At 74.0% G+C, this 16,823-nt stretch carries 12 protein-coding genes; 3 read left to right on the top strand and 9 right to left on the bottom strand.

Annotation, left to right across the window (positions count from 1 at the left end; genetic code table 11):
* Positions 1 to 54: 54 nt before the first annotated feature.
* The 3 genes from NUT86_RS11245 to NUT86_RS11255 form a co-directional block, all read right to left on the bottom strand.
* Complete coding sequence (locus NUT86_RS11245; protein WP_159490383.1) at positions 55 to 693, bottom strand: uridine kinase; 639 nt, start codon at positions 691 to 693, stop codon at positions 55 to 57.
* 75 nt (positions 694 to 768) lie between these two features.
* The gene (locus tag NUT86_RS11250) at positions 769 to 1,698 is read right to left on the bottom strand and encodes an IclR family transcriptional regulator domain-containing protein (protein WP_274734918.1); all 930 of its coding nucleotides are present in this window, start codon (positions 1,696 to 1,698) and stop codon (positions 769 to 771) included.
* A 150-nt stretch (positions 1,699 to 1,848) separates the two neighbouring features.
* Positions 1,849 to 2,793: a quinone oxidoreductase family protein gene (locus NUT86_RS11255; RefSeq protein WP_274734920.1), complete on the bottom strand. Its 945-nt coding sequence runs from the start codon at positions 2,791 to 2,793 to the stop codon at positions 1,849 to 1,851.
* A 738-nt stretch (positions 2,794 to 3,531) separates the two neighbouring features.
* Here NUT86_RS11255 and NUT86_RS11260 point away from each other — a divergent pair.
* Complete coding sequence (locus NUT86_RS11260) at positions 3,532 to 5,175, top strand: FAD-dependent oxidoreductase (protein ID WP_274734922.1); 1,644 nt, start codon at positions 3,532 to 3,534, stop codon at positions 5,173 to 5,175.
* 161 nt (positions 5,176 to 5,336) lie between these two features.
* On the opposite strand, the gene NUT86_RS11265 is transcribed toward NUT86_RS11260, so the two are convergent.
* Genes NUT86_RS11265 through NUT86_RS11275 form a run of 3 tightly spaced genes read right to left on the bottom strand, consistent with a single transcriptional unit; the run spans position 5,337 to position 11,670 of the window.
* Positions 5,337 to 7,286: a helicase-associated domain-containing protein gene (locus NUT86_RS11265; protein ID WP_274734924.1), complete on the bottom strand. Its 1,950-nt coding sequence runs from the start codon at positions 7,284 to 7,286 to the stop codon at positions 5,337 to 5,339.
* Positions 7,283 to 8,728, bottom strand: a complete 1,446-nt coding sequence (locus tag NUT86_RS11270) for an SWIM zinc finger family protein (protein WP_274734926.1) — start codon at positions 8,726 to 8,728, stop codon at positions 7,283 to 7,285. Before NUT86_RS11270 ends, NUT86_RS11265 begins: the two co-directional genes overlap by 4 nt.
* A complete protein-coding gene (locus NUT86_RS11275; protein ID WP_274734928.1) occupies positions 8,725 to 11,670 on the bottom strand; it encodes a DEAD/DEAH box helicase in 2,946 nt (981 codons plus the stop codon). The genes NUT86_RS11270 and NUT86_RS11275 overlap by 4 nt, the downstream gene beginning before the upstream one ends.
* Before the next feature lie 493 nt (positions 11,671 to 12,163).
* Between NUT86_RS11275 and NUT86_RS11280 the strand changes: the two genes are divergently transcribed.
* The gene (locus tag NUT86_RS11280) at positions 12,164 to 13,708 is read left to right on the top strand and encodes a UvrD-helicase domain-containing protein (RefSeq protein ID WP_274734929.1); all 1,545 of its coding nucleotides are present in this window, start codon (positions 12,164 to 12,166) and stop codon (positions 13,706 to 13,708) included.
* Positions 13,709 to 13,754: 46 nt separating this feature from the next.
* Positions 13,755 to 14,069, top strand: a complete 315-nt coding sequence (locus NUT86_RS11285; RefSeq protein ID WP_274734931.1) for a DUF6343 family protein — start codon at positions 13,755 to 13,757, stop codon at positions 14,067 to 14,069.
* Positions 14,070 to 14,507: 438 nt separating this feature from the next.
* Here the strand turns inward: NUT86_RS11285 and NUT86_RS11290 are convergent, their stop codons facing one another.
* From NUT86_RS11290 to coaE, 3 genes are all read right to left on the bottom strand, one after another.
* On the bottom strand, positions 14,508 to 14,933 hold the full coding sequence (locus NUT86_RS11290) for a tetratricopeptide repeat protein (RefSeq protein WP_018091914.1): 426 nt from the start codon (positions 14,931 to 14,933) through the stop codon (positions 14,508 to 14,510).
* Between the two features lie 749 nt (positions 14,934 to 15,682).
* Positions 15,683 to 16,147, bottom strand: a complete 465-nt coding sequence (locus NUT86_RS11295) for a cupin domain-containing protein (RefSeq protein WP_274734932.1) — start codon at positions 16,145 to 16,147, stop codon at positions 15,683 to 15,685.
* A gap of 23 nt (positions 16,148 to 16,170) precedes the next feature.
* Positions 16,171 to 16,761 (bottom strand): dephospho-CoA kinase, encoded by a 591-nt coding sequence (coaE, locus tag NUT86_RS11300; protein ID WP_274734934.1) that lies wholly within the window; start codon positions 16,759 to 16,761, stop codon positions 16,171 to 16,173.
* Positions 16,762 to 16,823 lie beyond the last annotated feature (62 nt).

Below are 16,823 nucleotides of genomic sequence, written 5' to 3' on the forward strand. Positions count from 1 at the left end.
TCGGGCGGCAACGGACGCCAGGGCCGGGACGGACACTCCGGCCGGACCGGGCGCTCAGAGCGGTCCGCTCCAGGCCGGCCGGCGGGGGTCGTCGGCCCGTACGACGACATCCGCCGCCTCCTCGGGCCGGGTCTCCGCCTCGTAGCGCGCGAAGGCGGGCAGCGTCCAGCGCTCGCCCTCCGGGGTGCGGCGGGCGAGCGCGCCCGGCGACAGCTTCAGGTGGACGGAGAGATCGAAGGGAAACCAGTGACCGAGCAGCAGGGGACCGTGCAGCAGCAGGACGCCGCCGGGCGGCAGCTGCACGTACGCGCTGCGGGTCGCCCGGTCCGCCACCGGGTCCCACAGGTCCGGGAGCACCCTTCCGGTGCCGCCCGGCTCCAGCGGCTGGAACACCTCGCGCCACAGCGCCTGCCGGTCGAACCACTCGTCGTGGTAGGCGTCGGGGTCCTCGCGGCCGTATTCGAGCCGCAGCGAGGCGGGGCGCAGAAAGCCGAAGGTGCCGGCCTTGTGCACCGCCCGGCCCCGCAGCCGCAGCGCCTCGGCGAGCCGGGCGGCCAGTTCACCGGGCGAGGCGGCGGGAGCCCCGTCGAGAGCCACCCGCAGCCAGGGGCTCCCGTCCTTCGCCGGCATCGCGACAAGGCGCTCGGCGAGCGCGTCGGTGAGCCGTTCCCAGGTGATCGCTTCGAGCCGCACCCCGCCATTCTGCACGGCTACCCGGGTGCCGCCCCGGCCGGCTTCCTGAGCGGGCGGCCGGCCGGGGGCCGCGTGTCAGGCCTGGTCCGCGGCCGGCCGGGCCGCCCCGTGGCGGCTGAGTTCGGCCGCCGCCTCCTTCGTCGCCTCGATGACGCCTTCGGGGGCCACCGGCATCACGGACTTGAGCTTGAGGAGCAGGACCGCTCCCATGATGGAGCCGTCCCACATGATCGGCGCCGCGCAGGAGTTCCAGCCCGCCATGCACTCCTCGTACCCGAGCGCGTAGCCGAGGTCGCGCACCTCCGCGAGGGACTCCACCAGCGCGTCGTTGTCGCGGAAGACACCGGGTCCCGCCTGGTCGGGTACGGGCTCGGCCAGCACCCGCTGCTGGAGCACCTCCGGCAGGTAGGCGAGGATCGTCCGCCCGGAGGCGCCGGTGCGCAGGGAACGCGTCACGGACAGCACATCGCGCGGGGTCATTCCCAGCTCCGCGAGGTCGGAGTCGCCGACCGCCATGTCGACGCACTGCCGTTGGGCGCCGGAGAACGGCGCCACCATGTAGAGGAACGCCAGCCCGCTGTCGGTGGCCTCCCGCAGTTCGCTGAGCACCGTCTGCGAGATCCCGCCGTCGAGCCGGTGGTCGAGGGCGGTGAAGGCGAGCTGCGCGGCCGAGGTCCGCAGCCGGTAGAGACCGCGGTCCACCCGCTCGAAGATGCGCTGGTAGATACCGGACTGCAGGATGCGGTAGACGACGGAGTCGTCCAGGCCGGTGAACTCGGCGATCTCACCAGGACCATGGGCGGATCCGCCCAGCTCGGCAAAGGCGGTCTGCACGAGGAAGACCCGCTCGGCATGGCCGGATCCCGACGCCCGGGAGCCCGCGGCCGGCGCGCCCTTGAGCGTCTGGCGCGCCTTCTTGGAGTGGCCCGCGGTACGCGGCGCCACGCCGGTGGCGGGCGCGTCGGCCGAGGCCGGCGATCCCGTGGCGGTGGTGCTGTGACCCATCGTGTGCTCTCTCCCCTGGCAGTGATCCGCGCCCGAAGGCGCGCGGCATGTGCGGTACGGGCCGCCCCCTTTGCCCGCTGCTCCCGATGGACGGCCAAGGACTGTGCCCCCACACCCCTTGTGCCCGTCCGTCCCCCCGGGCCACCCGCATTATCGGGTGACGTCGAGCGCCAGTTTCCCGGTCCCGGTACGGGCGGCCAGGTCGTGGTGCGCCCGCGCCGCCTCCCCGAGCCCGTACACGGCGCCGGTCTGCGGCTTGAGGGTGCCCTCGATGACCGCGTCGAACAGCGCCCGCATGGACGTCGGCAGCGCCGTACGGTCCGCGTAGAGCTGCGGCAGCCAGAAGCCCGAGACGGTGATGCTCCGTTCCATCAGCTCCCGGGTGGGCACGCTCGCCAGCTCGCCGCCGGCGAACCCGTACACCGCGAGCCGGCCGCGCGGCGCGACGGCGGCGAGGGTCCGCTCGAAGGTGACTCCACCGGTCATCTCCAGCGCCGCCGCCACGGGACCGCCCGCCGCCTCCAGGATGCGCTCCGTCAGGTCCTCGGCGGTCGAGTCGACCACCGTGTGGGCGCCCAGTTTCCCGGCCAGTTCGCGCTTTTCCGGGGAGCCCGCGAGAGCGATGACCTTGGCGCCGGCGCGCGCGGCGAGCTGGACGGCCAGCGAACCGACACCGCCCGCCGCGGCCGGCACGACAACGGTCTCGCCCTCCGTGAGGCGCAGCGAGGTGAACAGCAGATGCCAGGCGCTGTTGCCCTGCAGCGCCAGTGCGACGGCCTGTTCGTCGCTGATGGCGTCGGGGACGTCCCAGGTGACGCGGCGGTGCAGCAGCGTCCGTTCCGCGTATCCGCCGCCGCGGCACAGTCCGACGACGCGCCGCCCGCCGTCCACCGTCCCCACGACCTCGTTCCCGGGTACGTACGGCAGCTCGACGGGCGCAAGATAGGAGTCCCCCCGTACGTGCACATCCGCGTAGTTGATGCCGGCCAGGCCCACGTCGACCAGCGAGTGGCCGCCGCGCGGTGCCGGCTCGGGCACGTCCTCGAGCCGCAGCACGTCCGGGCCGCCGAATTCTCGCATCACAATCGCGCGCACGACTCTCCCTCGGGTTCTCCAGTGCGGTGCCCGCACAGGGTAGGCACGGCAGCTCCACACCCGTGGGTACCCGATCATTTCGCGCCAACCATGCGCCGCTGCGGACGCCACCGCCCCTCTTCCCAGGGGGATTTCCCGCCCGCTTTCTCGCGTCGCGAGAAAGCGTCACGGCGGTTTCTGCCCATTGCGCCGTTTTACTGCGGATCTACCCGCGGGTATTCCGGGGGTGGCTGCCTCGTGCCTCTCGCTCAAACCCGGCTGTCGGATGTGATCGCCGCCGCCTACGATCCCGAATTGTGTCCGCCGTTGACCAGATGTGACGGCCGCGTCCCCCGGGGCGGAGCACGCTCCGCGAGGCAGTTGTGCCCGCCCGCCGCACCCGGTGATACGGGCGGGTGGCGGTGGAGGACGTGGCTGTGCGCAGGGCGGGGCGGGCACGGCCTGAGGGGGAATCATGATGGGGAAATCGGGGGGCGGCAGGCCGGCGTTCGCGCCGGCCTGCCGGGACCCACAACGGGCAGTGCCGCTCGCACCGGCAGCCCTGCGCATTCTGCGGACCGCCTCCGCGTCCCTGCCGTCCTCGTTGGCGGCTTCGTTCACGGCCTCCTTCACGGCCGCCACCGACGCCGTCATCGCCGCCGCTCGCCGCCGTTCCCGACCGTATGCGGCACCGCCCTTCCTGGACGTGTCCCGCTCCCGCGGGGGAACCGCCCGCCGCCGCCGAGAAAGGGACTGCCCATGAACGCGTCGAGCACCTCGAGCAACAACGGGCTCGAGTTCACCCACCCTTACCTCGCCGTGGTGCTCGGCGGCGGCTTCACGGGCATGCTCGCCGCCGCGGCACTGTCCGGACACGCCGATGTCATCGTCGTCGAGCGGGACCGGCTGCCGCGGACCCCCGCCCGCCCCACGGACCTCCCGCAGGCCCGGCACGCGCATCTGCTGACGGCGGACGGCGTCCGGCTGATCGACACCCTGCTGCCCGGAAGTGCCGCGCGCTGGCTTGCCGAGGGCGCCCGCCGGATGCCGTTACCGGCGGAGTTCGCCGGCCGCGCCCCGAAGGTCCGGCCGGGCCGCCGGGCGTCTTCGCGGTATCTGCTCGCCTGCTCCCGCGATCTGCTCGACCGGGTCATCCGCCGGCAGGCGTCGGCCCTCCCCGGAGTGACCGTCCTCGACGGAACCGAAGCGACGGAGCTGACCGGCACCGCGGAACACATCACCGGGGTGCGCGTCCGGGACACCACCAGCGGCGCCACCCACCTTCTGGACGCCGACCTCGTCGTCGACGCCACCGGCCGGCACTCCACCGCCCGGGAGTGGCTGACCGCGCTGGGGCTGCCCTCCGCTCACGAGGACGTCGTGGACTCCGGGATCGTCTCGGCGACCCGTATCTTCCGCGCCCCCGAGGGTACGGAGAACTGCCCGGTGCTCACCGCCCGTTCGGGGCTCGGCGGCCCGCCCCCCTCTCCTGGTGCACCGCACCGCCCGGTGCCCGGGAGGACGGCGACGCTGGTGCCGATCGAAGGCGGACGCTGGCTGGTCACGCTCACCGGCACCGGGGACGACCGGCCCTGCGAACACGCGGGCCGGTTCGTGCCGTTCGCCCACCGCACGGGCCACTCCGTCATCGGCGACCTCATCGCCGCCGCCGAGCCGCTGAGCGAGGTACGGCTGACGCGCGACACCTCGGACCTGCGGCGCCGTTATGAGCAACTTTCTTCCTGGCCCACGGGGTTCATCGCCCTCGGCGGCGCGGTGGTCTCGCTCGCCCACGACTGCGGTCAGGGCCTGGCCCTCGCCGCGCACGGTGCCGCCGCGCTGCGCGGGGCACTGCGCCGGCACGGGATGGACGAGCCGTCACTCGCCCGGAAGGTGCAGCGGACCATCGGGCGCCTCGTCCAGGAACCGTGGTCGGTGGCCACCGGCGAACTGCTCCCCTCCCCCACGGCCGGCCGGGCCGTCCATGGCTCCTATGTCGACGTCCTCGCACCTGCCGCCCCCACGGCCCCGTTCCTGCGCCCCGCTGCCGCACTCGGTCTGCTCTGGGAAAAGGCTCGGATCCGCCCCACGGCCGGCGGGGCAGCAGGTCGGCAGACATCGCCCGGGCCGGTCCCGGCACCGCTGACGGCCGCGCCCGGGAGCCCGGCGGCCGCCGGTCCGCACCCTCCGGCGGCGGCCGGTGCCGCCTCGGCCCGGTCGGCGAGGCCCACCGCCGCGCTCTCGGCCGCACCGCCCGCGCCCGCGCCCGGGCAGCCCCCGGCCCCGCCCCACCACTCCGGCTCCGCGCCCACCCCCAGACGCCTCCCCCGCCCGCTCAGCTTCGGGCCGACGGCGCTGCGCCGGATCAGCGGGGCGACCCGACGCAAACCGGCAGACGGCTGAGGGCATGACCGCGGGCCCCGCCCGTACGGTGGCCGCCCTCGTTCCTCGACGGCCCGGACAGCGCGACCGCGGGTCGTTCCCTGACCGCGCGACCGCCATCGAGGCGTCCACCGGAACCATCGCCCTCGCCGCAACCGTGGGCGTAATCCTCTGCCAACGGGTCATGCCTCGCCGGTTTTTGTGACCTCTTGGGGCGGTGCGGGGACGCCCAGGAGGCGGTGGGCGAGGGCGAGCGGCGCCCGGTGGTCACGGGTGGGGGCGGGTGCCGTGGCGCGGTGGGCGGGGATCCGTTCGACGGTCGTGGTGCCGGTGTCGGATTCCAGGGCCGGTGCGTAGCCCGCGGCGCGCAGCGCGTCCAGGGTGGCGGCCGGCGGCCGGGCGCTGACCAGGACGGTCGGGGCGATGGCGCGCAGCCCGAGGTCGTGCAGGGCGCGGTGGGCGGCGAGTTCCTTGACGAGGGCTTCGTCGTCGGAGCGGATACAGCAGGCGGCGGGCAGGACGCGCATCCGGCCGTGGGCGCGGGCGGCGTCCCGGACGAGGTAGCCGAGCGGCTGCGGCAGGGTGCCTGTCGCCGAGGCGCGGGTGAGGTCCTCCAGGAGGGTGTCGGCGGTGTGGCCGGTGTCGAGTGCGCGGCGTACGGAGTGCGGGGTGAAGCGCCAGGTCACGGCGTGGCCTTCGGATTCGCGGTCGGCCGCGGAGGCGAGCAGTGCGGCGAGCCCGGCGGCGGGGCGGCCGGGTACGACAGCCGTCAGATCGGCCTGGAAATGGGCCTGTTCGAGGAGTGGCGGCAGCAGATCGGCGAGCGGCCGGTCCAGCGACTGCGGGTCGGTGAGCAGTGCGCGGCCGAGCGGGGTGAGGGTGCCGTGGGCGGCCAGGCCCAGGTAGGCGGCTTCGTGGAGGGTGTGGGCGGCGCGTTCCCCGGCCATCGGCTGGTGGGTGACGGCGAGGGGGCGGTGCCAGTCCGCTGCCCGGAGGAGATCCGTCCAGGGAGTGTGGCCGCCTCTCTCCCCCTCCGGGGGTTCGGTGAACGGCAGTGGCGGGAGGGGGGCTCCCGCACCGTGGGGGACGGTGGCCAGGGCGGCGAGGAGTGCGTGCCGGAGGGCGGGCGCGTGCCGGTCGTGGCCGCGGACCAGTGCGGTCGGGGTCTCGCCGAACGGGGTGTGGGTGGGGATGTCCCACAGCCCTGACCAGGCGGCCAGGACGGGGGCGAGGCGGGCGCCGGGCGGGCGAGCGAGCCAGTCGTCGTAGGCGCCGGTGGGCAGCGCGGTGATGCCGGACGGGGTGCGGGTCAGCGCGATCAGGTCGGCGGCGAGCGCCAGGTCGAGGAGGAGGCGGGTGTGCGGTTCGGTGGCGCCGGCCGCCTTGGCCAGCCGTTTGATCTCCCGTACGGCCAGCCCGCCCGACTTGCGCAGCGCGGCGGGCTGCGTCGCCAGAGAGGCCAGCAGGCGGTCCAGGGTGGCGGCGAGGGTCGCCGCGGCGGCCCGGGATTCGTCGTGCGGCGAGGTCGGCGGGACGGATGCGGCGGGCGTCGCGGGACCGTCGGGGTCGTCCGGGGCGGGCCTCGGGGCGTCGGCAAGGAACGGGCCGGGGTCGTGGGCGGCCAGGAGTTGCGGGGTGCGCGGCGGGACGACGATCGCGCCGTCCTCCGTCGGCGCGGCGAGTCCGTCGTCGTAGAGGGCGCTCAGGGCGGTTTCGGCGGCGGTGCGGGTGCGGCCCGGTGAGGTGGCGCCGAGGGCGGCGAGGACGTCCTCGGGCGGGACGGGTTCGGTGGCCAGGTGGGCGAAGGACAGCCGGTGCGCCATCAGGGACTGGTAGTCGGCGCCCGGGGCGGGGGCGGCGGGGCCGGGGGCGGCTCGCCGGGCGCGCTCCTGGCTGATGCGGGCGGTGGCGGTGAGCACCTGGAGCCGGGGGTGGTCGAGGTGCAGTACCAGTTGGTGGAGGGTCTCGTAGGACCACAAGGCGCTTGCCAGGCCGCGGAGTTCGGTGGGGGCGGGCCGGCGGGCGAGCGGCTCGGCATGGCGGGTGAGGAGTGCGGCGAGCTGTTCGGGGGTGCGCTGGGCGAGGGACCGGGTGAGTGCGTCGAGACCTTCCACGGCGTTGAGGTTAGTCATCGCGCGAGCAGGGCGGTGAGGGCGCCCACGGGGTCGGGGTCGGCCGGGCCGGTGGGCCACCAGTCCTCGGTGCCGGGTTCGGATTCGTACGGGTACCAGCGGTGGTCACGGCCGAAGCGGAGCTGGATGCCGCGTCCGGGGTCGGTGAGGTGGTTGTGGCGCGGGCGCAGGGACGGGAGGTCCGCGGCGAGGAGGGCGCTGCGGGCCCGGTCGAAGTCGCCGGCCGGGGGGTTCCAGGTGGTGTCGAGGAGGGCGAGGCCTTCGGGGCCGCCCTGCCGCCAGGCGGCGACGGAGCGGGCGACGTCCGTGGTCGTACGGCCGGTCGCCGCGGCGAGGTCGCGGTAGAGGGCCCTGGTGGTGGAGGTCAGGCCGGCTGTGGGGTGGGCGGTGGCCGTCAGCCGGATGGCGTCCTCCCATGGGGGCAGCGACGGGAACGGGCTGTGGACGGCCGGGCGTCCGGCGCCGGGGCCCGGGGATCCGGCGGCGGACACGCAGGCGTGGGCGCGGGCGGCGGCGTCGGCCGCCAGGAATTCGAGGGCGGCGGGGTCGAAGGGCAGGCCGTCGCCGTCCGGCAGGGCCGGCGGGCGGCCGGGCTGTGGGGGCGCCGGCAGCGGCGGCGGGAGCGGCGGGCGGGGGCGGTCGGCGAGCGCCACCCTGGCCAGGACACCGTGACCGGTGGACGTCCCCGGGGCCGCACGCTCGCCGGAGGCCACCTCAACGACTGGTTCGGAGGCGGCAGTTGGCGTCGCCTCGCGGGCCTCGGGCCCCCGGCCGGGCAGGGGCGGTGGGGTGGCGGCGACGGGGTGGGCGCGGGCTTCGCGGGCGGTGAGGGCGGCGTTGCGGCGGGAGAGTTCGTCGAGGAGTTCGCGTTCACCGCGGCCGCGCATCAGCAGCAGGACGAACGGGTCCGCGTCCAGGAGGCGGGCGACCTGGAAGCAGAGTGCGGCGGCGTGCTTGCAGGGCCTGCCGTGGTCGGGGCACGAGCACCGGGGGACGAGGTCGCCCGGCCCGGGGAGCAGGCGCGTCCCGGCGTCGGCCAGCGCCCGGGGCAGCTTCTTGGCCAGCAGCGCGGTCAGATGGTCGGGCTCCTCGGCGATGGCCTCCAGGAGGCCGTCCCACTCCTGGTCACTGAGGGTCCGGAGGCGGATGTCGGCACTGTAGGGCCGGGGCCTGCTGCCGCGTACGGTGGCGACGATGCGGCCCGGGGTGATGTTGATGGTGTCGACATGGCCGTCGCGGGCGTAGGTCCGGCCGCGGGCGAGCCGGGCGCTGTCGAGGGCGGTGGTCTCCAGTGCGTCCAGCCAGGCGCTGCCCCACCAGGATTCGGCGAACAGCCCCCGGGCACCGGTCCGGACCGGCAGGGGCGGGAAGGTACGGGAGCGGTCCGCGCGGGCCAGCCGGTCCGCGGCGGCGGCGCGCCCGGAGGTGCGGTGAGGGTTCATCCGGGCCTCCTGAGGGAGACGAGGTCGGCCAGTTCGGCATCGGAGAGCTCGGTGAGCGCGGTCTCGCCGCCGGAGAGCACCGCGTCGGCGAGCGCCCTTTTGGCGCTGAGGAGTTGGGCGATGTTGTCCTCGACCGTGCCCTCGGCGATCAGCCGGTGGACCTGGACGGGCTGGGTCTGGCCGATGCGGTAGGCGCGGTCGGTGGCCTGCTCCTCCACGGCCGGATTCCACCAGCGGTCGTAGTGGATCACGTGTCCCGCGCGGGTCAGATTCAGGCCGGTTCCCGCCGCCTTCAGGGACAGCAGGAAGACCGGCGCGTGCCCCGACTGGAAGCGGTCGACCATCTTCTCCCGTTCGGCGACGGGGGTGCCGCCGTGCAGGAGCTGCGCCGGGATGCCGCGGGTGGCCAGATGCCGTTCGAGCAGCCGCGCCATCCCCACGTACTGGGTGAAGACCAAGGTGGCGCCGCCCTCGGCGAGGATGGTGTCCAGGAGTTCGTCGAGGAGTTCGAGCTTCCCGGAGCGGGCGGCGAGACCGGGCGCGGCCTCCTTGAGGTACTGCGCGGGGTGGTTGCAGATCTGCTTGAGGGCGGTGAGCAGCTTCATGACCAGGCCGCGGCGGGCGATGCCCTCGGCGGTCTCGATCCGGGTGAGGGTCTCACGGACGACGGCCTGGTAGAGCGCGGCCTGTTCGCGCCCCAGTGCCACCGGGTGGTCCGTCTCGGTCTTGGGCGGCAGTTCGGGCGCGATCCCCGGGTCGGACTTCTTACGGCGCAGGATGAACGGGCGCACCAGCCTGGCCAGCCGCTCGGCCGCCGCCGGATCCTCACCGCCCTCGACCTCACGGGCGTGCAGTGCGCGGAACGTCTTGAGGGGCCCGAGGAGCCCGGGGGTCGTCCAGTCGAGGAGGGCCCACAGCTCGGAGAGGTTGTTCTCCACGGGCGTGCCGGTGAGGGCGATCCGGGCGGGGGCTTTGATGCTGCGCAGTGCCTTGGCCGTCGAGGAGCGCGGGTTCTTCACGTGCTGGGCCTCATCGGCGACGGCCCAGGCCCAGGACCGCCCGGCCAGTTGGGCGGCGCTGCTGCGCATCGTCCCGTAGGTCGTCAGCACGAAGCCGCCGTCCAGGCCGTCGAGGCTGCGGCCGGCGCCGTGGAAGCGGCGTACGGGCGTGCCGGGGGCGAAGCGCTCGATCTCGCGCTGCCAGTTGCCCAGCAGGGAGGCCGGGCAGACGACGAGGACCGGTGCGCCCGGCCGCCGGTGCAGGTGGAGCGCGATGACGGTGATGGTCTTGCCCAGGCCCATGTCGTCGGCGAGGCATCCGCCGAGTCCGAGGGAGGTCATGGTGTCGAGCCAGGCCATGCCCCGTAGTTGGTAGTCACGGAGGGTGGCCCGCAGTCCGGGCGGCTGGGGCAGGGGGCGTGCCTCGGCGGTGAGGCGGCCGCGCAGCGCGGCGAGGGCGCCCTGGGGCACCACCTCGACCTCCTCGCCGTCCACCTCGGCGGTGCCGTTGAGCGTCGCGGCGAGGGCATCGGCCGGCTCCAGATAGCCCAGTTCGCGTTTACGGGCCTTGCGGACGAGCCCGGGGTCGACCAGGACCCACTGGTCACGCAGCCGGACGACGGGGCGGTGCGCCTCGGCGAGGGCGTCCATTTCCGCCTCGGTCAGCGGCACCCCGTCCATCGCCATCTGCCAGCGGAACTGCAGCAGTTCACGGGTGTCGAAGAAGCCGAAGCCGTCCGCGGCCGAGCCCGGCGCCGGGCGCAGCACCGCCGCCGCGGTCAGGCCGCGGGCGAGCTCCTTGGGCCAGTGGACGGCCACTCCCGCGGCGCCCAGGCGTGGCGCGGCCTCCCCCAGCAGCTCGTACAACTCGTCCTCGCCGAGCGGCAGTACGTCGGGGACCGGCCGCTCCAGGAGGCGGCCGAACGGGGCCCAGATGCGGGCGGCGCGGCGCAGGGCGAGGAGGGTGTCGACACGGGAGCGCGGCCCGAAGTGGTCGGGGCCTTCGCCTTCCCACAGGTCGCGGGCGTCGGCGACCAGGGTGGGGTCGGTGAGGCTGTGCACCTGGAGGACGGCGGCCGCCGCGCTGCGCTCTTCGGTACTGCCCGCCCCGCTCGCCTCCGCCGTGTCGAAGAGCTTGTGCGGGGAGAGGTCGAGGCGCAGGGAGAGCCGTACGCCCGCGTCGACACCGGCCGCGACCTCGGCGGCCCATTCCCGGGCGCCGGGAAGGTGTTGGGGCGCGCTCGCGGCGTACGGGGCACCGGCCACCATCCCGGCGGCGGGAGTGCGGGGCAGCGCATCGACGACCGCGTCCACATAGAGCCGCACCAGGACGGCGGGGTCGGTCACCTGCAGGGGGCGGCTGCCGGGGATCGGCACGGCGTAGGCGTCGGCGGGCATGGCGGCGGCGATGGCCCGGAGGTGCGCGATGTCCTCGGGGTCGAGCGGGCCGGCGCGCCAGGCGTCGGTGTCCTCAAGGGTCAGTCCGGGCAGCAGCCTGCCGCGGGCGGCGAGGTGCAGCGCATGGAGGGTGGCCGCGCCCCAGCAGGCGGCGGCCGGGTGAGCCGCCGGGTCGTGCCGGGCACGGACCAGCAGGGGGACGGCCGCGGCCGTCGGAAGCAGGACGGCGGGGACCGTACGACTGCGGGCGCCGTTCCCATGGCGTCGGGCGACGGTCAGCCGCCCCGGCTCAGCGGCCCCGTCCTTGTCCGACGCCCCTTCACCTCCCCCGGTGGCGAGATCCGGGAGCGGGCCGCCGTCCGGGCGCCAGAAAGCGACCTTCCCGGCGCGTGGCGGCCGGGCGGGCAGGAAGACCGCGGCACAGCCGGCCAAGGCGGCCTCGCCGGTCCCCCTGCCCGCCCCCTCCCCCGCGCCTCCGGGCATGGCCGTGGCCGGGCCGTCCGACAGCCGGGTCTCCCCTGCCGCCGGCTCCCACCGCCTCGCCATGCCGTCCCCTACCGCTTGGTCGTTCCGTCCCGGTCCCGACGTCCGCCGAACCTGCCGCGCCCGTCCTGCTCCTACGCCCCCGACCTGCGAGTCTACGGTCGTACCCACTGCGTCTCCCGCGCCCCTCTCCCGCGTCTGCGCCTCCCTCCGAGAGCGCCGGACAATCCATCACCCGGCCCCTCCCGGCCCATGGCGCCGCCCCGCCGCCACACCCTCCCCACGCCATGGCGGAGAAAGCGAACACACCGTCTGCTGCCGCCGGTCGCCCCGCAGCAGCCGCGCTGCCCGGCCCGCCGGCGATCGCCCGACCGCCGCTGCCTGAGTCCGATGGAAGCAGACAGCACTGACAACGCCTCCCACCTGCACGTTTCGCGCACCGGCCAGGGTTATCCACAGCCCGCGACAATCTCCTCGCCCGCACCCCGAAATCCGCTACGGTGAGCGACATCGTCACTCTCAGTGATCAACCAGCTGGCATCGGTGAGGAGCTCTCATGCACACACCCACGCAGGAACAAGCCGCCGCGACGAAGGCCTTTCCGACCGGCGCCCATCTCGTCATCCAGGCCGGCGCCGGGACGGGCAAGACGACGACCCTCGCCCTGCTCGCCCGCACCGCGCGGCGGCAGGGCCGGCGGGGCCGGTATCTCGCCTTCAACAAAGCGGTCGCACGCCACGCCGCCCGGGCCTTCCCCGCCGAGGTGGCCTGCGGCACCGCCCATGCCCTCGCCTACACCTCCGTGGGCAGGTACTACCAGGCGCGGATGAACGCCCCGAGGCAGGCGGGCTGGCGCACGGGCGCGGCCCTGGGCATCGACGAGGAGATGTCCGTACGCCTCGGAGCGCGCAAGGTCACCAACAGGGCTCTCTCCCACACGGTGCTGCGCACCGTCACCCGCTTCTGCCAGTCAGCCGACGAGAAGATCGCGCCGCACCATGTCCCGCCCCTGCGCGGAGCCGAATCCGAGCCGCTGCAGGCGCAGCTCGCCGAGCTCACCCTCCCCTACGCGCGCAAGGCCTGGGCCGACCTTCAGCACCCCGATCACGGCGTGGTCCGCTTCGAGCACGACCACTACCTCAAGATGTGGGCGCTGCGCGCCCCTGTCATCCCGGCGGACTGCCTGCTCCTTGACGAAGCGCAGGACACCAACCCCGTGGTCGAGCAGGTCTTCACGGCCCAGCGCGACCACGCTCAGCTGGTGCTGGTCGGGGACTCCGCCCAGGCCATCTACGGCTGGCGCGGTGCACGCGACGTCATGACCGGTTTCGACGGCAGACAGCTCAGCCTCTCCCACTCGTTCCGCTTCGGGCCGCCGCTCGCGGCCGAGGCCAACCGCTGGCTCACGATCATCGGCGCACCGATCCGGCTCACGGGTTCGCCCGGTCTGGACACGGTGTTGGGCACGGCCCGTGCACCGGACGCGATCCTGTGCCGGACCAATATGGGAGCGATGGTAGAGGTGATACGGCAGCTGGACGCGGGCCGCCGGGTCGCGCTGGCGGGCGGCGGCGAGGCGCTCGGTGCCCTTGCCCGCGCCGCACACGACCTGGAGTCCGGGCGCCGCACGGCCCACCCCGAGCTGATGCTCTTCGAGACCTGGGGCGAACTGCGCGAGTACGCGGAATTCGACCCGGCCGGACGAGACCTGCTGCCCTTGGTGGAGCTCGTCGACGAGCACGGCACGGAGGCCTTGCTCTGCGCTCTGGACCGGCTCTCCCCCGAGGACTCCGCCGAGGTGACGGTGTCCACGGCCCATCGCGCCAAGGGCCGGGAGTGGGCGCGCGTGCGCATCGCGGACGATTTCACCGGCCCCGATGATCTCGACGAGCGCGACGAGTACGGAGCCCCGGTCCCCGGCCCGATCGACCTCGACGAGGCGCGCTTGGCCTACGTCGCCGTGACCCGCGCCCGGTCACTTCTCGACCTCGGCGGGCTCTCGTGGATCAACAGCCACCCCGCCGGCGACCCACGCCCCACCGCGCGGAAACCCGTGGAGGAAGGGGTCAAAGGTGTGGAAAGAGGTGCCAGGGACAGGTGACTGGCTGGTCGATCGGGAGGATCCTGGAGGTGGGAGATGGGTTCCGATGCGTACAGGAAATGAGCCCCTTCAGGCACGCAGCCCGCTGAAGATCCGCTGTGGGCTGGCGCTGTGGGGAGTGCTGTGCACGATCGCCGGAGCCGTGGCTTTCGTCGATGCCGGCAGGCCGGAATGGGCTGCCGCGTGTGCCGCACTGGCGATGGTGGCGGCCACGGACCTGGCCATGGTGATCCGCCACATCCGCCAGGGACCGCACTACCAGCCGGGCAAGGACATACCCCCCTACGCCCCTGACCGAGGCCGGAACGACGTGTTCGGCATACGCGACGGCACGGACCGGAGACGGGACACCAGGTCATAGGGCCGCGGCGTAGCGGTGCCGGGTGGCCCGTACCGCGTATCGGCCTAATGGAGCGGTCAGGCACGGAGCGGGGCGGGGCGGGGAGTTCGGAAGGATTCCACTCGACCGCACTCCAGGGCAGGGCTACCCGGACGCCCGTACTCACGCCGTCGTTGGCTGGTCACACTGCCGGCGGGGAGGCGGCATAGCGCGGGACCGGGGCTGCCGGTCGCTGATTCCCGGGGCGTGGGGGAATTCGGGGCCACCGGTCGCCACTTCCGGGGGCGGAATCGGGACTGCCAGGTCGCCGCTTCCGGGGGCGCGGGGACGCACGTTGGACACGGGCCTGCTCGGCAAAGCGGCTCGGGCCTGGCCGCCCCGCCGCTTGGCGTCATGCCCCGGAGGCGTGCACAACGCACACTGAGAGGAGGGACGTTCAACGGAACGGCCGCGGCGCGGCTACTCCGGATCGCGGTTCCGGTGGCCAGGGTCACGTTCGCCTTCGCCGTCACCATCGGCGGTGTCGCGTGCGAAGCGGGCGGCTTCGATGAACTCCGGGCTCGGCTCGAGAGCCGCGGCTAGTCGGAAGTGGCGCAGCGCCTCGTCGGACCGGCCGGCGCGTTCCAAGGTGCGGCCGAGCGCGAAGTGCGCGAAGGCGTTGTCCGGTTCGCGTTCCAGCACGATCTGGAACTCGAGTTCCGCTGGACGCAGTTGAGCGGCGAGGAAGAAGGCACGGGCGCGCAACAGTCGGGCCGCGGTGTTCTCCGGGTGCGCCGTGATGACCGAGTCCAGCAGCCGGATCGCACCACGCGGGTCGCGGGCCGCCAACAGCTGCTCCGCGGCGCGGAAGTCGATGACATGCGTCTCGGGACTGCTCTCGGGCACGACCTGCTCCTCTCCGTCGCAGTCGGGACATCCATCAGCCCGGGACATCCATCAGCTGCGGACCGTACGACGTTGCCTGCGGCACAACAATCCCATCGGTCCCGGCATTCCCCCGCCGGCACAGCCTCAACCGGCCCTACCGGCGCGCCCGCGTGAGGCTCTCACCACGCGGGCGCGCCGGTAGGGGAGCGGGGGACGAAACCGTTGTATTGCGGGTCCCTGGAGCCGGACGAGCCGTCCGGTGGCTTCTTGAGGTACTCGGACGGGGAGTCGGCATACACGGCGGGGGCGGCGGCCGTACCAGCACCTCCGCGGCGGCCAGCGCCGTGACGGCGCGGCGCGTGACGGCGCGGCGCATGACGGCGCGGCGCGTGACGGCGCGGCGCATGACGGCGCGGCGCATGACGGCGCGGCGTGCCAGGGAGGCGACGGGGTGCGTCAGGGAACAGCCCGAGGGATGGTGCAGGCGCGGGGAGGCGGTGATGGCAGAGGGGGTGGCGGCGGTGGGGCGGGAGGGACGGTAGTGGTGGAGGCGGCGGGGCGGGAGGGGGAGGGGAGGGGAGGGGCCCCGGGAAGGGAGCCCCAGAGCCAGGCCAACTCACTCCCCCACCCCCGCCCCAGCCGACCCACCTCAGCACCAGCCAGCCCCAGCCGAGCCACCTCACCAGCCACCCAGTCGCAACCCCAACCCCACCCCCAACCCCACCAACTCCCCAGCCGCCCCCGATTCCGGCCCCATCCCCCGTCCGCTACAGGCTGATGTGGTACGCCTTGCGCAGCGTCTCGTGCACGGTCCACCGCGTGCAGTCGCCCTCGCGCAGGACGCAGGCGTCACCGGGGCCGACCTCCAGCACCGGGCCGCCCTCGACCTCGATGGTGGCGCGTCCGCTGACGACCACGAACAGCTCATTGGCCTCGGTGTCCGTCACCACCCCGGGAGTGATCTGCCAGATTCCCCGTATCTGTTGGCCGTCGGGGGCCTCCCACAGCACCTTGCCCGTCACCACCGGTTCGCCGGAGATGATCTGGGAGGGGTCCAGGGGTTCCGGCTCCAGATCGTCGTCCGCGATGCCGGGGATGTTGACCACGAACGAGGCCGGCGCCGCCTCCCCGGCGGAGGGGGAATCGGCGGCGGAGGTGGAGCCGGGCTCCGCGGCGAGGGCGGGCTCGATGTCAGGAGTGTTGGCGTCAGTGCCGGAAGGAGCAGCAGTCATGGCGGCGAGGGTATCGTCCGGCCTCAGGCGGTCCGCAGCCGCTCCCATACTGCGCGGACCTGGGGTTCCAGCGCCTCCAGCGGTCCGTCGTTGTCGATGACCAGATCCGCCACCGCCAGCCGCTGTTCGCGGGTCGCCTGGGCCGCCATCCGGGACTTCGCCTCGTCCTCCGCCATGCCGCGCAGCCGTACCAAGCGGTCCAGCTGGGTCTGGGGTGCGGCATCGACGACCACCACCAGGTCGTACAGCGGGGCCAGCCCATTCTCCGTCAGCAGCGGGACATCGTGTACCACCACCGCATCCGGGCCTGCCGATGCTTCGAGTTCGGCCGACCGTGCCCCGACCAGCGGATGCACGATCGCGTTCAGCGCCTTGAGCTTCTCCGGGTCGGAGAACACGATCCCGCCCAGCTTCGGCCGGTCCAGCGTGCCGTCCGACGCGAGGACACCGTCACCGAACTCCTCGACCACTGCCGCCAGTCCGGGCGTACCCGGCTCGACGACCTCGCGTGCGATCTTGTCCGCGTCCACGATCACCGCGCCGTACGACGCCAGCAGTCGCGAAACCTCACTCTTGCCCGCGCCGATTCCGCCGGTCAGCCCCACCTTCACCATGGGCCCACGCTATACGCTGCGCCCGGACGGCAGGAGACTCCGGCCGGTTCAGGCTCCGCCCG

This window comes from Streptomyces sp. G7(2002) (assembly GCF_028870195.1).
Lineage (GTDB): Bacteria > Actinomycetota > Actinomycetes > Streptomycetales > Streptomycetaceae > Streptomyces > Streptomyces nigrescens.

Excerpts from the sequence above, each read along its gene's own strand:
- coaE (WP_274734934.1), bottom strand. The coding sequence starts at position 16,761 with ATGGTGAAGGTGGGGCTGACCGGCGGAATCGGCGCGGGCAAGAGTGAG.
- NUT86_RS11260 (WP_274734922.1), top strand. The coding sequence starts at position 3,532 with ATGAACGCGTCGAGCACCTCGAGCAACAACGGGCTCGAGTTCACCCAC.
- NUT86_RS11285 (WP_274734931.1), top strand. The coding sequence starts at position 13,755 with ATGCGTACAGGAAATGAGCCCCTTCAGGCACGCAGCCCGCTGAAGATC.
- NUT86_RS11295 (WP_274734932.1), bottom strand. The coding sequence starts at position 16,147 with ATGACTGCTGCTCCTTCCGGCACTGACGCCAACACTCCTGACATCGAG.
- NUT86_RS11275 (WP_274734928.1), bottom strand. The coding sequence starts at position 11,670 with ATGGCGAGGCGGTGGGAGCCGGCGGCAGGGGAGACCCGGCTGTCGGAC.
- NUT86_RS11280 (WP_274734929.1), top strand. The coding sequence starts at position 12,164 with ATGCACACACCCACGCAGGAACAAGCCGCCGCGACGAAGGCCTTTCCG.
- NUT86_RS11250 (WP_274734918.1), bottom strand. The coding sequence starts at position 1,698 with ATGGGTCACAGCACCACCGCCACGGGATCGCCGGCCTCGGCCGACGCG.
- NUT86_RS11265 (WP_274734924.1), bottom strand. The coding sequence starts at position 7,286 with ATGACTAACCTCAACGCCGTGGAAGGTCTCGACGCACTCACCCGGTCC.
- NUT86_RS11270 (WP_274734926.1), bottom strand. The coding sequence starts at position 8,728 with ATGAACCCTCACCGCACCTCCGGGCGCGCCGCCGCCGCGGACCGGCTG.